This window comes from Sphingomonas sp. BL-S-25, assembly GCF_055521555.1.
This window is the reverse complement of sequence record NZ_CM145486.1, coordinates 2,582,467-2,596,976: the sequence shown is the minus strand read 5'-3', so window position 1 is coordinate 2,596,976 and position 14,510 is coordinate 2,582,467. Positions and strand designations below refer to the sequence as shown.

At 62.6% G+C, this 14,510-nt stretch carries 8 protein-coding genes; all 8 read right to left on the bottom strand.

Translation table 11 applies throughout. From position 1 onward, the window contains the following. Nucleotides 1-2 precede the first annotated feature (2 nt). Nucleotides 3-2,975, bottom strand: a complete 2,973-nt coding sequence (locus tag ACZ1H8_RS12440) for an SNF2-related protein (protein ID WP_465177503.1) — start codon at nt 2,973-2,975, stop codon at nt 3-5. Further along, entirely contained in the window at nt 2,972-6,097 is a 3,126-nt protein-coding gene (locus tag ACZ1H8_RS12435) for a hypothetical protein (RefSeq protein ID WP_465177502.1), read from the bottom strand. Before ACZ1H8_RS12435 ends, ACZ1H8_RS12440 begins: the two co-directional genes overlap by 4 nt. A gap of 273 nt (nt 6,098-6,370) precedes the next feature. Then, the gene (locus tag ACZ1H8_RS12430; RefSeq protein ID WP_465177501.1) at nt 6,371-8,401 is read right to left on the bottom strand and encodes a Druantia anti-phage system protein DruA; all 2,031 of its coding nucleotides are present in this window, start codon (nt 8,399-8,401) and stop codon (nt 6,371-6,373) included. Nucleotides 8,402-8,479: 78 nt separating this feature from the next. Beyond that, nucleotides 8,480-10,171, bottom strand: a complete 1,692-nt coding sequence (locus tag ACZ1H8_RS12425; RefSeq protein WP_465177500.1) for an ATP-binding protein — start codon at nt 10,169-10,171, stop codon at nt 8,480-8,482. 9 nt (nt 10,172-10,180) lie between these two features. After that, complete coding sequence (locus ACZ1H8_RS12420; RefSeq protein WP_465177499.1) at nt 10,181-10,897, bottom strand: hypothetical protein; 717 nt, start codon at nt 10,895-10,897, stop codon at nt 10,181-10,183. 128 nt (nt 10,898-11,025) lie between these two features. After that, nucleotides 11,026-12,978: an ATP-binding protein gene (locus ACZ1H8_RS12415; protein ID WP_465177498.1), complete on the bottom strand. Its 1,953-nt coding sequence runs from the start codon at nt 12,976-12,978 to the stop codon at nt 11,026-11,028. A gap of 108 nt (nt 12,979-13,086) precedes the next feature. After that, nucleotides 13,087-14,172 carry a hypothetical protein gene (locus ACZ1H8_RS12410; protein WP_465177497.1) on the bottom strand — a complete coding sequence of 362 codons (1,086 nt, stop codon included), beginning with the start codon at nt 14,170-14,172 and terminating at the stop codon, nt 13,087-13,089. Nucleotides 14,173-14,216: 44 nt separating this feature from the next. Beyond that, nucleotides 14,217-14,471 carry a hypothetical protein gene (locus tag ACZ1H8_RS12405; RefSeq protein ID WP_465177496.1) on the bottom strand — a complete coding sequence of 85 codons (255 nt, stop codon included), beginning with the start codon at nt 14,469-14,471 and terminating at the stop codon, nt 14,217-14,219. Between the last annotated feature and the right edge of the window lie 39 nt (nt 14,472-14,510).

Here is a 14,510-nt window from a genome sequence, read left to right as displayed (position 1 = left end):
GCCTATTCGAGCGTCATCACCATGAACTTATATTCTTCGTAGCGCGGTTCGCCGAGCGCTTCGAGCAATCCATCAAGCCTGTCGAGACGCACATCCCGTGCATGGATCGCCATGTCGCGGGCGTTGCGAATGGCTCGAAAACGGCTGCGCGCGAAACCCTGTTCGCTCGTCTCCATGCCCTGCGCTGTCGCATCGTCGAGCAGCGCCTGCCGTGCCGCGATTATATTCTCAGCTTCCGCTGCGACGAGATAGCGCCGACTTGCAATCCGCTGCCGCAGGTCAGGGCACTCGCCTACCGAGCGCTGATGACGCCGGGCAAATTCCTGAAGCAGCATCTCGGCGCCAGCAGGGCGAGCAGCCTTGATCTCGGGCGCCAGCGGCACGCGCTGGCCGCTCCCAAGGACAATCTTCTCGCCGCGCGCTCCGATATCCCATGGGATGAACAGGGCGTCGGCCTGATCTGGTTCGAGCAGAGTCCAGGCACCGCGTTCCAGCCGCGCGGCCAGCACATCCATTCGGGCGGTGAACAAGCTGCTGAGCCAGCGCCGATCGGCACGCAGCGCCTCTTCCATGTCCTGAATTGCGTCCCAGAACGGCTTCTGCTCCTGTCTGGTCCGCCCCTCCTGTAGCAGTTGAACGATATGGCTGCGATCAAGCTCGGCGAAATGCCGCTCGCCAGGCACCCAGTTCAGGATAGCAACCAGATAATTTCCGCGACCGGCATCATTAGCCAGTCGATGATCCGGCGGGAGCTTCACTTTCATGCAAGTCGGGGCTGCTTTCCCGATTTTCGCCCATTCAGCGACGAGCGCTTCATGGACCGGGTCACCATGATCGAGAAAATTGAGCGGGGTCGCCGGGTTCTCGTCAAGCGCCACGGTCGGCACCGGTGGGGACTCCAGCGTTTGCCGACTATCGAGATAGGCATAGCGCTGACCATCGCGCGGATCGAGACCAGGCAGGGGAAAGCGTGGTTCAATCGGGCCGGTGGCATAGCGCGAGCGGAAATAGTGCAGCAGTCGGAAGCTGCGCGCCGGCTCGTCTGAGTCTTTGGCCTTCCACAGTCGAATTTCGTCAGCGCGGCCTATCAGACGCATCCAGCCGCGTAGACCCGTCTCGATCCGCACGATCGCTCGGCGGGCGGTGGACCGTTCAAGCATCGGACCGATCGCGCCCGTCCGGTCGAACTGCTCGGCCAGCGCGCGTGCCTTTTCGGTGGTCCAGGGCAAGGCGCTCGAAAGCGGAGTCGCGAGTGCGTCGCTATTGTCGTTGGCGATCGTGCGCGCCTCTTGGGACAGTGCCTGCCAGTTGATCGTATGCGGCGTCAGTGCGGCATCAACGATGTGCTGGCTGACGACATTGATCTCATCGCCATCGAGCCGAATGCTGCGTTTGAAGATCGAGAAATCATCGAGAACGGAAACCACCCGCTCATCGACCTGCCCGCGCTGGTATATGGCGTAGATGTCGATCGTGCGCTCGCCTGGCTGATCAGCCAACGCCGCGCTGCCGAGACGGTCGAGGCGGCCGATCCATTGCTCGACCGCAACCGGTGACCACGGCATGCTGAAGAAAATGAGCTTTCGAGCGTGCTGCAGATTGAGGCCGACCTGCGCCACATCTGCAGCGATCAGCAGTTGATCGTCCCCATCGACAAAGCCACCAATGCCATCATCATATTCGTCGAACAGGTCGATCAGGTCCGACGTTGCAGCCGCGTCGCGGTTGCGGTTGACGGCGAGGGATAGTGCTCGCCGCTTACAGCGAGGGCCAATGGTGGGCAGAAACTGCGGTATCATGCGCTCAAGATAGTCGACGGTGGGATTGTCCTCCGCGACGACCAGCACCGCCTCTTCAGGATCGTCGTTCCAGATCTCCACCAGGAGGTCGATCAGCGCTTCGACGCGGCTGTCGCCATTGGCGGCTTCGAGATGCTTGGTCGCAGCGGCCAGAAAGCCTTGGGGATCACGCTGGTCGCGTCCGCGAAGGATGTTGATGCGCTCACGCAATGCCCCCGGCGAGCGCAGCGCGACCTGACCGAGGCGCGCAAGGTCGGTCGAGGCAGCGGTGCGCCCGGCATGGCCGATGAACTGCCAGACCTGATCCTGGCGCGCGACCTCGTCCGAGGTCGGCTCGATCGCGATACGGTGGAGCACGCGCTGCGGCAGGAGATCGGGATAATCGCGGCGATTGGTATGGGTGACCCGGCGCAAAACGCTATGTGTCGCCGCCACCGTTGCGCCTTGTGCGCGCTCGGGCGGCCGCGCCAATCCAAGTGCCTCCCAGGCGTCGGTCGCACCGGTGCCCACCAGTTGGGCGGCTTTGGCTTCGCGGTCGCGCAGCATGGCTTCTGGCGAATCTGATTCCCTTGCCGCCAGTGCCATACGCTCAGGCTCGAGGATGGTCAGCAACTGTCGGAATGCGTCGACATCCTCCAGTTTCGGGGTAGCGGACAGCAGCAGCAATTGCCGGAAGTCGCCGGCGACATCCGCGATGCGCTGACGGGCATTCGCCTGCAGGCGCTGCATCTCATCGACAATGAGCAGGTCGTAAATATTGGGGTCGATCTCGGTGATCGAGCCCAGCTGCTCATAATAGGCCAGCCGGACGTGAGCGCCGCTTTCCTCTTCCTCGGGTGCGCGGTCGAGCGGCGTGAAATGACCCCGGGTCTGGCATTCAATCAGCCATTGGGGTGCGATATTCTCGGGCACGAGGATGAGTGCGCGGTGTCGCGGATTTTGCAGGCGCAACGCATTGAGGATCATCAATGTCTGGACAGTCTTCCCGAGACCAACCTCATCGGCGATCAGGTGGCGGATCTGGCTGTCGGAGAGGATGCGCTGCACGTTCGCGAGTTGATGCGGATACGGCGCTGCGGCGACACCCGTGGCCCCGCCAAGCCCTGCGATTTCGCGCTCGACCCTGCGTCGAACAGCCTGCACGCCAAGGCAGAGATCGATATACGGATCGCTCATTCGGGCGGCCTTCCAGCCCCAGCCCTGAGCGCAGCATAGCGGATGGCGCGTGCCGAGAAGCTGTCGGCGAGCAGACGCTCGGTCGCCGCTTTCCACGACAGGCGCGCAGCGACCGCAGGTTTGGCGAACAACCAATAGGCGGCTTCGACCAGATCGCGGTTCCATGCGCGAGCGTGATGGGTGGGCCGGTTCTTGCCGATCCAGTCGGCGAGTAGATCGACAACGTCATCAGGCAGCATCGTCTCGAAATCGGCTAGGCTGAGGGTGTCGCCAGCTTCGAGCGGCCGAAGCAGGTCGACCAGATCGATCAGGGCGGCTTCACTGGCTGCGGCGCGCAGGGCGCGATCCCAGTTCTCGCTGACCTCGCCTACATCAATATCGTCGTCCGGGCTGAACGAACATGTGTCACCTACGGACTCGATCTCTTCGCAGAGTGCGGCATAGCCATCGTTGAACAGGTCATCGAGCGCGAGCCCAAGGTCTTCATCGATAGGCTCCCGACTGATCTCGAGCCTGATTGGCAGCGAGCGCGCTTCAATCAGGCGGATCAATATCCGGTCGAGCAGCGCGCGTTGCCCGCGTGACAGGCCGACATCGCAATAGCCAATCCCGAGACGCGCGCAGGCCGTCAGGAATGCGCCGACAAAGCTGGTGCCACGACGCTCTGCTAGGGCGGTTTCCTGCGCGGCCCAGGCATCCCCACACAATTGCTCGACCATCCAGCCTTCGAGCTGCCGCACGACCTGCCCGCGGCGATATTGCGTGACCGGATGATCGACACCAGCCGCGGCCCAGCCGATCAGGGCATCGACGACCCCGCGCCCGTCTACAGCGCTCTCGCGAGCGCCCTCGAATTGGCGCAGCAACCGATCGGGCTTTCGCGCGGATTGCGTGTCGCCGGTGCGCCAGATCCGAGGACCCGTGCAGAACCCTCCTGCCTGCAGCGCGCGGCCATGACCGGCTCGCAGCAGCAGGATGTCGTCGCCCGCCAGTGTCCCACCGGTCTCGGCGAGTGCAAGAGGATGTTGCGGATGGGCCGCGAACACCGTCAATTCTCCACTTTCGTCGCTCGCAGTAAGCCGACCGTCGCTTTGCCTGACCCAACCAAATGGGGCGGTCACCTGCTCGAATGCGAATGACGCCGTAATCAGCCCGGTAACAGTCACGCAGATTTCGGCCCGACGGGCATTGAGCAATTGCTCCACCGCGTCGCGATCAAGAAGCCGCTCCCATATCGAGTGATCGCCATCGAGACGGCAGGGCGTGTCGGGGAGAATGTCCCGAACTTGGCTGACCAAGCGGCCATCGCAACGAAGAGCGAGTTCGAGTTCAGCTTCTTGCACCATCGCAGCACTATCGAAGCGCAGCGTAACCTGCCGGTCGGCCAGATCACCGGTCGAACCGCTGCCGGCGTCGATATCGACGCTCAGCAGGCGAGTGTCGTCTTCACCCTCGACGACGTCGAACGCCTGTTCTTCGCCGGCACCGTAGTGAAGACGATACAAACCCGGCACTGTAACAACGAAGCCGGCGAGCAGACGGTTGGTGCCAGCAACCGAGCTTTGCGTTCCATCAGGTGCCAAGAGCTTTGCCATGCACGATCCACCCGCGCTGCTCAGTTCGAACGCGACAAAGCTCCCGGTGCGATATCGGCGTATCGGGCGATGCTGTTCGATTTCGGCATCACCAATCCAGGCGAGTCGGCTGGTCTGACGGGCGGCAAAGCCAAGACTGGCGAGCCACGCATGATTAGCCGTATCGGCGACCTCGAGACGATAGGCCCGCAAGCCCGCGACGCGGCCAAGCGCTTCTGCTTGGGGTGCCGCAACCTGCTCGGCTCCGACGAGAATGATGCAATTGCCGCTGTCAGCGATGCTGGCCGAACTACGCTGCAATGCATCGCCATCGTCGCTGAAGTCGGAAAACAGTAAAGGCGCGGTTGTCGCCACGCGCAGGCTGCCCAGAAAGTCCTTTGCCTCTTGCGTGAGCGGAAGCGAGGCGATGTCTGGAAACAGCGGCGCGTCGGTCGCCGGGAGCGCGTCGATTTGAAGCGGCAGAGCAAAGTCGCTGAAGATATTCCTGCCTGGGACGGGGCGGCCTTCGCCCCACAGATACGCACGCCAGCGCAAGGCATCTAGCGCGCTGCGGGCAGATTCCCGCGTCGATTGCTCCATCTGCGGGATCTTGAGCGCCAGGGTCAGTTGCTGTTCGACCCTGCGCAAGACCAGCGGCGCGAAGCGTGGGCCAATTTCGACCCGACGGCGAGACCGCGCCTTGGGTTGAGCTTCGAGCGCCTTTTGTCGTTTGCGTGCTTCGCGGAGGGCCGTGTTGGCAGTTTCGTCACGGGCAAGGTCGGCGGCGATGCGCGTGAGTGCTGAGGCCGAGATGCCATGTTCGCCTGACGGCTGCAGGAATTGGCGGATGACCGCCGCCGCAGTGTACTGATCTTCCAGCCAGCCGATCAATCGCACGCCGCCAGCAAGTTGAGCTCGGTTGCGCACGGGCGCCAGCAGCGCTGCGTCGCTCCCGCTCAAATCAAGATGCGCGCGGACATCACGCAGTGCGCGCGCAAGGGGCTGATGCAGTTCGATCGGCAGAATTGCATGGAGGACTGGCCAGGCGATGTGGCAGAAGGCCTGGTTCCATGGGCTGTCCGGCGGTTGTGCGAGACCGATTTTCGCAGCCCAGCGGTGGAACAGGGTCGAAAGTGCCGCGCGGTCGCCCAGCGACACATCGACAAGACGTTCGGCGAAGATCGGCCAGAAATCGGTACCGGTGCCGCGATACACGTAGCCGATCTCGGTTGCGGCGATGAGCAGCGGCAAAGGGTGACTGGCCCACCATCCACTTTCGACGCGGTGCCGACCGAGCGCGGACCGAACCGCACCCATCACATGCGCCAAGTCTGCGCCTTCGAATCCATGCTCAAGCAAATATAACGGCGCATCACTGCGCGCCGCGCGCACCTCGGCAAAGTGCGCGGCAAACATCGCGTGTAGTCGCTCGATCTCGGCGTCGCTCTCGATTGCCTCCCCCATCGGCGCCAGAACAACGCCACTGCCCCATTCCCAATATGATGCCTCGAATAATGATGTGCGGAAACGAAAACTTTGCTCATTCACCAAAGTGGTCGAAATTGATGTGCGCGGTTCTCGTCTGTTTGACGTCGCATGTTCGAGACGGCGAAGTTGCTCAATATACCCGAGGATCAGAAGTGGGTGATTAGGAACCGAATGACGGTGCCACCCGGCGAAAAAGTGGACGCAAATGGACAATTAAGTGGCTGAAATTCCAGGATGATCTGGATATAAACTTCACCGGCAAGTTACAGCCGCGTTTAGGGCAAGGCTAAGGCTTTTTGCTGTAAAATATCAGCCAATGGTCGCTCACAGCGCTCACCCCGAATCGATGGGCAGCGAAAACTGACCATGGACATCGGCGTGGAGACTAGCCCGAATGCTTGTTGGCCCTAGGCGCCGTAAAGCTTCGAGGGTTTCGGGCCGCATCACGCGCGCGGCCAACCAGCGCTGACGCCACGCAACTGCGACATCGACGCTGGAGGCTGCTTCAGCGGTGGCGCTACTCAGTCCAAGCAGTGACGATCGTGCGACCGGTACTAATTCGCATCCGTAGAAGATGCGAGGTGTAGCGTGATGCAGGATCGCGTCGCTTTTCAAGCCAAGCGCATCCAAACCCTCGCGAATCTGGCGCAGGCGCGGGCTGGTGCCCTCGCCGAACCGATTGTTGACCCGGCGCGAGTCGTGCCGAGCAAAGGCCATGCTGCGCAGCGCCTGGGCTGTCTCATTGCCGAGATGGATCGTCCCAAAGCCGCCAGTCAGGCTCTTGCCGATCGCACTCCAGCGCAGATCAGCCGGCAGGCCCGGATGATCCTTCTGGCGCAAAACGAGCCGGTTATACTGGCTCGACCCCACACCATAGAGACTGGTGGTGGTGACCAATCGCAGATCGGCCGACCGTATGATGGGGCGCCCGGCCATCTGCGAGGTGATCACGCTAATCTGACCGCCATAGCGCCGGGCATAGGCATTGCGGACGTCCTGTGACGCCAGCAGCAATGCCACCAATTTGCCTGCGAGCAGTTCGTTATACGGATGCACGGCGCCGCAGATGCTGACGTCGGCGACTTCGCTGGAAAGACCGGCCTTGCGGAACTCGGCTAAGACGATGTCGAGCGCGCGCTTCCCGTCACGGGTCTGGAAGAGCCGATCGAGCGCCTGCGCCGGCCAGCGCTTCAAGCGCGTCGCGCGAAAGATCTGCTTGGCAAAAAGCAGCTTCGACAGGCTTTCGGCGCGCTTGCCGACGAACAGCAGGTCTTCCGAGGCCGCGATCCAGTTCGCATCGGGCGTCGCCGATTTGAGCATGCCGCGATGCGGCCGCACCTCATCGCCCTCTTCACGTTGCGCCTCAAAATGGGCTTTGAGTTCGGCCTCGCGGGCGAACTTGGCGCCGGCTGCGCGCTGTTCGAGGCGCATGGCGACCGCTTCGCTCGGCGTCTTTATCTCGGTGGCTGACGCCAGATCATCCCAGCGGACCTCGGCAATCGAGGCATCGACGCGCGCCATCAGTGCTTCGGCGAATTCGACGGCATCCCATTCGCCGGTGGCGATGCGCTGCTGAGCGGATTCACGCAGCCAGCCGATCCATTGGTCGCGCGCAGTCAGGCGCATGACCGGGCTTGCCAGCATGGCGATGCCCATGATTGGGCGGTTTGGGCGCGCCGCATTGCGGATCAGCACCAGCATCTGCCGCCCGGGGATCGAGCGGTATTCATGTGCCCAAGTATGACGGAAATACCGCCAGATATCGTTCAGCGGCAACCCGGTGTCGGCGCAGCGCGCGCTGGCATCGCAGACCTCGACGACGGGATCGACGACCTTAGCGAGGGCTGCTTCGCGTTGATCTTCCGGCAGTTCGTTAACCGCGGCCAGCGCTTTAGCGAGGTCTGCGCCGTCATCGATCAGGTCCAGGATCGAGGTATTGCCATGATCCTTGCGGGCGCGGCGGCGTTCGGTCCGGTCGAGGAAAGCGCGGACCGATGGTTCGGCGAGTTGACGGCGGCGCGCTGACTGCAAGGCATCGCGCACGCGCGCCTTGATGTCGTCGATTGATTCCTCGCCCTTGGCGGCCAGCCCAGGCGGCTGAAAGGTGATCGCGCCGCCCTTTGTCGTGACCTGCCAGCCCTGTTCGGAGAGATCGGCGATCAGGAGCAGCAGCGCACGCAGTTTCAAGCTGTCGCCGTCATCGACGTAGCTGCGCGCGAGGGCGCGCATCGCGTCGGCGTAGCTGGGAACCGGCGGACCGACATAGTCGATCGCCTTGTTCAGCTCATGACGTTCCTCAGGCGCAAGAAATGGCGAAAAAGCACGTATTCGGCCGGGACCAAAGAGTTCGTCGTTCGCGGCCACCCCGCCTCCAGAATTTAGTTGAGCCGCTCGCGCGGCCCCGTCTCTTATTGCATAATGGCAGCGATTTAGCCACCTCGTTTAGTCGTGCCATTGCAGTGGACCCACATCTTCGTCGTCGCTCGCGATCAGGTGTGAGGCCATCATTCCGAGCGCCTGTTCGAGCCGCCGCGACCAGAGTTTGACCTGTCCGAACAGCGCGCCCTGGGCACCGTCGCCAGCATCGAGCAGCACGTCGCCATAACAGAACAGCATGATTTCGAGGGCCGATCGGAACTCCGCTGTGGTCGACGGCGCCTGATACAGATCCTCGTAGAAGCGATGTGCGGTGTTAATGTGGAGGGTGCGCGCGCCCGATTGCCGATCGACCCGGAAGAAGGGCTGGCCGGGCTCAGTCTCGAACTGGAGGCGATAGGGCGAGACCCGGAGCCCGAAATCGTATTGATGCTCGCGATCAAAGCCCCCGAGGCGGGCAATGCCACCCATCGCGCGCTCCGACAGAAGTCGTTCGCCAGGCTTGGGGCTGAAAGCAGCCAGCCGCCGGGCCAGCTTCGCGTCCTTCACCTTTGCGCGCAGTTGCTCGATTGCTTTGGGTAGGCCTGCCTCACGCAGAAGATCCCAGATGAAGGGAGAGACGGTCACCTGTTGCTTCGAGGTGGTGACGCCAAAAGCTTCGTCGAGCGTGGCGGAGAATTCGATCTCGACCTTGATATAACGGTCGTTGTTGATGAAGGTCGTCCAGGGCGTGCGGGTCTGCACGTCGATCAGGCGGCCGTTCCGGCTGAACACAATGCCGTGATAGTCCTTCAAGATCGCGAAGCGCGGATTGGCGTTGAGGCCAACCGCGTCACGTTCCTTGTCCACCGAGCCGAAGCTGGGCGGCAACCAAGCATATCTCAGCGTCATCGCCCCGCGATAGGTGGCGGTTTCGGGATCGCGCACTTCGACTCGGATCGGATTGAGCGCATGAGCGCGATCATTGTCGAGATCGTGGAGATGGAACTCCGGTGTCAGGAACAGCGGGTCGATCGGGTCGACATATTCGTTGTCAACGAACAGCGCGGCCTCGCCGCGCAACTTGTGATAGGTCACTCCGAACTGCCGGCGCAGATTTTCGCGCAGGCCCTGGGTCGTCGCCCATTCGAGCCGGTCGAGCTTGTCGATCAGGATGACCGTGCCGGCATGCCAGCCTGACGGGTGCGCGATCGCGATGTGATCAGCGACAAACGTCGGAAGTTCGATCCGCTCGGCCTCGGGCACGACGATCTCGCCGGTCCGATCGGTATATTCGCCAGCGGCCAACGCATCGAGGTCAAGCGAGACCGCATGCATGTCGCCGTCTGCGACCGCCGAATAGACGGCGAACCGGCGGCCAAGGCTGACCGATGCGCAGGGCAGACCATAGCCATAGCGGCCGAGACCGGTGCGATCATCCTCGCGATGGGTGCCGCCCCACATCACCGCCATGCGGATCATGTCCGGCTCCATGCCGTGACCATTGTCGATCACGGCCAATTGCACGGGCTTCTTGCTGGAGGTGGTGCCATCATAGCCGAACACGATATCGACCCGGTCGGCGAAGGCCTGGAGGGCGTTATCGATGAGTTCGGCGATGGCGTCGCCATTGCTGCGATAGCCGAGATCGCGAATGCCCCGGACAAAAGCTTCCGGCACCATCAGGCCATATTTCGAGCGCTCGCGGCGTGCTTCGGCATAGGCGCGCTGGGCGGAGAGTACCGAACTGATACCCGCCCCCCGCATGGATCGAGACATGTTCATGGCTCAGGCTGCTTTCGCCCAGTTTGCGGCGAATGCCTGGGTATGCCGGTAGAGATCGAACCGGCTCATGCCGACCGCCGCTGCCGCTTTCGCTACCGGCTCATCGTCTAGGTGGATTAACCGAAGCGCCACCGCTACGCCAGGCGGCGCCCGGCGCAAGGCCAATTCGGCGTCGACCCGATCCTCGCACTGCTTGATCGCGTCAGCGGCTGCCGTGCTTTCGAAAGCGTCGAAGTCCAGATAGGCGCCCTTGGGATGGCTGACGGTCGCGCGCTCGATCGCCTCGACATCGGCGAACCGGCCAATATCCTCCGCGGCGATCCGGGGCTGAGGCATGGTCATGCCCGGCCGCCGCGTGCGCTTGCCTGGCGCTGCATAGTAGGCGCGGACGATACGGATCGACGCGAAGATCGCCCGGCGGAACAACGAGAGCCCCGAGCGGGCATCCAGCGCGGCAGGGCCGACCGCCATCAATTCGGCAAAGGCCTGGCCCAAGACCTCCTCATGGCGATCCTCTGGAAAATCGGCACAGAACCGGCTGGTGATGGCCCGGCAATAGCGCTTGGCCTGAAGGCCAAGGCGCTGCTGGTGATAGGGACGCTGCATGAGCGCCGCTTCGATAAGATCATTGAGCATGACACCGCGCATGACGGAGTCCTCCTGTTCGCTGCAGTTGCCTTCAAAATCAGCTTGAAGGCCGTTGCAGCGTCCGGGGGACATGACGGCTCATGGCCGCGCCTACACTGGTCTCGAGCTGGATATGCTTAACATTCGACGCACCATCCTACCAATTACCTGGGCGGTTGGCCAGATGGCGGCGCGGGGGCTGATCGCCCCCGCGCCTCACTTCATTCCGCCGCTTCCAATTCCGGCTGATCGGCATCGCCTTCGGGCTCGGCCGGATCTGCGGTCTCCTCGTCGATCGGCGCCATCTTCTGCTGAAGCGAGGTATAGGCGTCGGTCAGGAAGCTGCTCCAGGCGCGTTCGCGCTGGGTCACATACCAATTGGCGGTCTCTTCATGTTCGACCGCCAGTTCGGCACGTGCCAGCGCGATCAAGAGGATATCGAGCGCCTGCTTGGCCTGGCCGCCATGGGGCAGATCGAGCAACGGGCCGTAGAGAGTCTGGAAGAAGGGATGCTGACGGTTGATCAGCACGCCGACCTGCGAGCCGAGCAACCATTCGGGCTTATAGAATGGCCCGCGCGGTTCGTCGTAGAAATCTACGATATAGGGCCGCCGCTTCGCCTCATCCTCCAGCGCCTTGCGGGCCGCCTCGATCGAACTGTCATCGACCTTGGACCGCTCGGCGACCTTCTCCTCCAGTTTCTCGCGGACCTTGGCCTTCAGGCGCTCAGCAACGCGCGGCTTCTGTCCAGCCATGGCATCCGCAGCCGCCGCCGCGGTTTCGGCGGCGGTCGGCTCGGCGCTCTTTTCGGCCTTGGCGATGTCCTGCTTAGCGCGCTCGTCCTTGCGCATCTTGCGCTGGTGCGACTGTTCGCGGCCAAGCTGATCGTCGATATCCTCGCCGGCAAAGAGCCGCCACAGGTCTTCGATCGGCCGAACGGTCTGCTTGTCGTTAGTGATCCCGAACACCTCGTCAAGATCGGGATCGAAGCGGACCTCCACACCCCAGTGATAGGCGTAGGACTGGAGCAGCGGCCAGTCGCCGAGCCCCTTGGACTGATCCTTCACCGACTTGGGGAAGACATCCACGGTCTCGATTTCACGGCCGGCCCGAACGAACGACATGCCGCGCCGCGACTTGCGGATTTCGAAACGGCGATTGGCATCGCTCGACGCCTTCTGTCCCTTGGCCGCGGCTTCGGCGAAACCATAGGGAAAGCGTGCGACGCGGACATAGATCGCGCCGGCGGCTTCGAGGTTGGGGTCGCTGCGGTCCAGTTCGGCAAGGTCGGCGACCTTGGTCAGCGCGGGCGTGCCGGTTTCGGGATCGCGGGCATATTTGACCGCAATGTTGTAGTCCGCGCTCATCTTCGAGCCGCCCTTACTCTCGTCGAGATAGTAACGGGCGTGCGGGGTCAGGAAGAGCGGATCGACCGCGGCGATCTTGGTCTTGTCGACATGGAGTTCGACTTTATCGAGCAGGTAGCGGTAGGTGACGCCGAAATCGTCGAGCAGATGCTCCTTCATCAGCGCCGGGGTACGATAGCTCAACCGATCGGGCTCTATCCAGACGACGACGGTGCCGTGATCGAAGGCTAGGCCCGCCTTGTCGAGATAGCTCTGCACGAAGTCGGGCAGCGCGGCTTCGACCGGCGCTTCGATGGTGTGGAGGCCGTGCTCACGAACGCGGCGGACGTCGAGCGTCGCCTTGGTGATCGCCGGCGCATCGGCGGTCTTGGTGTACACCTCGACCAGCTTGGTCTGGTTGATCGACGCGTTGGGCAGGCCGAAGCCGAACTTGCCGATGAAGGCCGGGTCCTCGAAGTGGGTGCCCGACCCCCAGGAAAGGGCGTAGCGGGCCATCTTGGGCAGCATGCCAGAGCCATTGTCGATGAATGCCATGGCGTGGATGGATTCGGAGCGCTGATGCGCCTTCAACTGCTTGGGGCGCTCGAAGCAGATGTCGATGCGGGTCGCCTTCGCCTCGATCGCGTTATCGACAATCTCGCGGGCAGCCGCCGCAGTGTTGCGATAGCCGCTGCGCCGCTGGGATTCTAGCGCCTGGGCGGCGTTAAACAGCGGGAACGGAAAATCGTCGGGCAGCTTGGCCAGATACTTTTCTTGACGTTCGACCTCGGTCAGGAGCCGATCGTCGGCATTGATATCTACTGTCATCGTGTCCTCCTTTGATCGCGGCACTTGGCCGCCGGTGACATCCCCACTTAGACCAGGCAGACTGCCTGATGTGCGTGGGGCGTGCGAAAAAACTTCGCGCGACCGACTTTATGGCTTGCGGAACGCCGGAAAAATCGCTGCGACGCCGGCGAGCATACCGATAGCGATCATCGCGACCGCAACGCCCGGCGTAAGCTTGCCGGCAAGCCCGGCGGCGGTCATGCCCGGCCCGGCGGTAGCCACGCCGATAAAGAGCATCTTGAGAATCGCGATCACGATCGATCCGCCGAACACAATTTGCAACGGCACGTCCTGCCGTGCGATCTCGTCGGCATCGCCGGCTGCCGACAGGAACAGACGAATGCCGCTCACCCGGCGCATCGCTTCCAGTTCGACGGCAAACACATACCGTTTGATATCATAGCGCGAATCGATGACGCTGCGCTTGGTCGAGGCGAACTGGATGGAATCGTCGTTGCCTTCGACAACCAGCGCCAGTTCCTTCAAGGGCGGCCGAACGCCGGCCGCGTCCTTGTCCTTCTCGAAGAGCCGCAAGCAATAGACCTCGCATTCATAGCGATTGCCGGTCCTGAGCTTGAATGCGCCGCGGTCGATTGCGGACGGACTGGCGAAAGTGCCGAACCAACTCCAGCCATCGACCTTGCTGATCTGCCGAACCGCGAAGAACGCGGTTTCCTCGGTCGCGAACGTCGGCTGTTTGCTCAGTTGCTCCGCGGTCGCCTCGAACGCCTGATAGTCCCACCGCTCGTGGGACCGGGCGTTGAAGGCCGCATCCAGACAATAGAGTTCGTCCGCCGCCTTGGCGGCGCTGGGCAGTCGTGCGCGCTCCTCGGGAGCAATTGCCGCGCGCAGTGCAGTGTCGGTGACGCCGGCGGCATAGGCATCCGCGGCTAGGGTCAGAATATAGGAGGTACCCACGCGCTCAGCGCGGATGACCCGGACGAACCGCACCGGGATCAGTTCATAGGGTGTCGTTGCGGTATCGGGTGCGACGAAGCAGACCAGGCCATAGTCGTCGGCGAGTTGCATGCCTGGCACACGTGAGCACACGTCATCGGCAAGCCAGTTGGCGCTGTAGCGGAACTGCATCTGGCCGCCCTTGGGCAGCGCCAGCATGCGAATAATGTCGTCGGCGTAGCGCGGCCGCGCTGATGAAGAGATGAAGACGATCACGGGCGCCCCCTTAAGCCCTTGCGCCCGGTTTCGCGCGCTATGGATCAGCGCACGAAATTGGGCTGGCCGGGTTTGGACTCCCAGACGAGATGAATCCAGCCCTTGGGTATATAGTGGGACAGGCCCTGACCGTCGAAGATCCGGTGACCGCCGCTGTCGCTGACATTGAGCTTGACGGGGTTCTCGATCTTGACGGTCGCGCCTGATTCAAACTGATACTCGCGCCACGCCTCGCTGGAGATGTCGGAGAAAACCAGATCGCTCTCGTTCTTGAAGTCCAAATTTGCGGCGATGGCCATGCACGTGATCCGATCTCTTTCTGTTCCGACTTATATAGC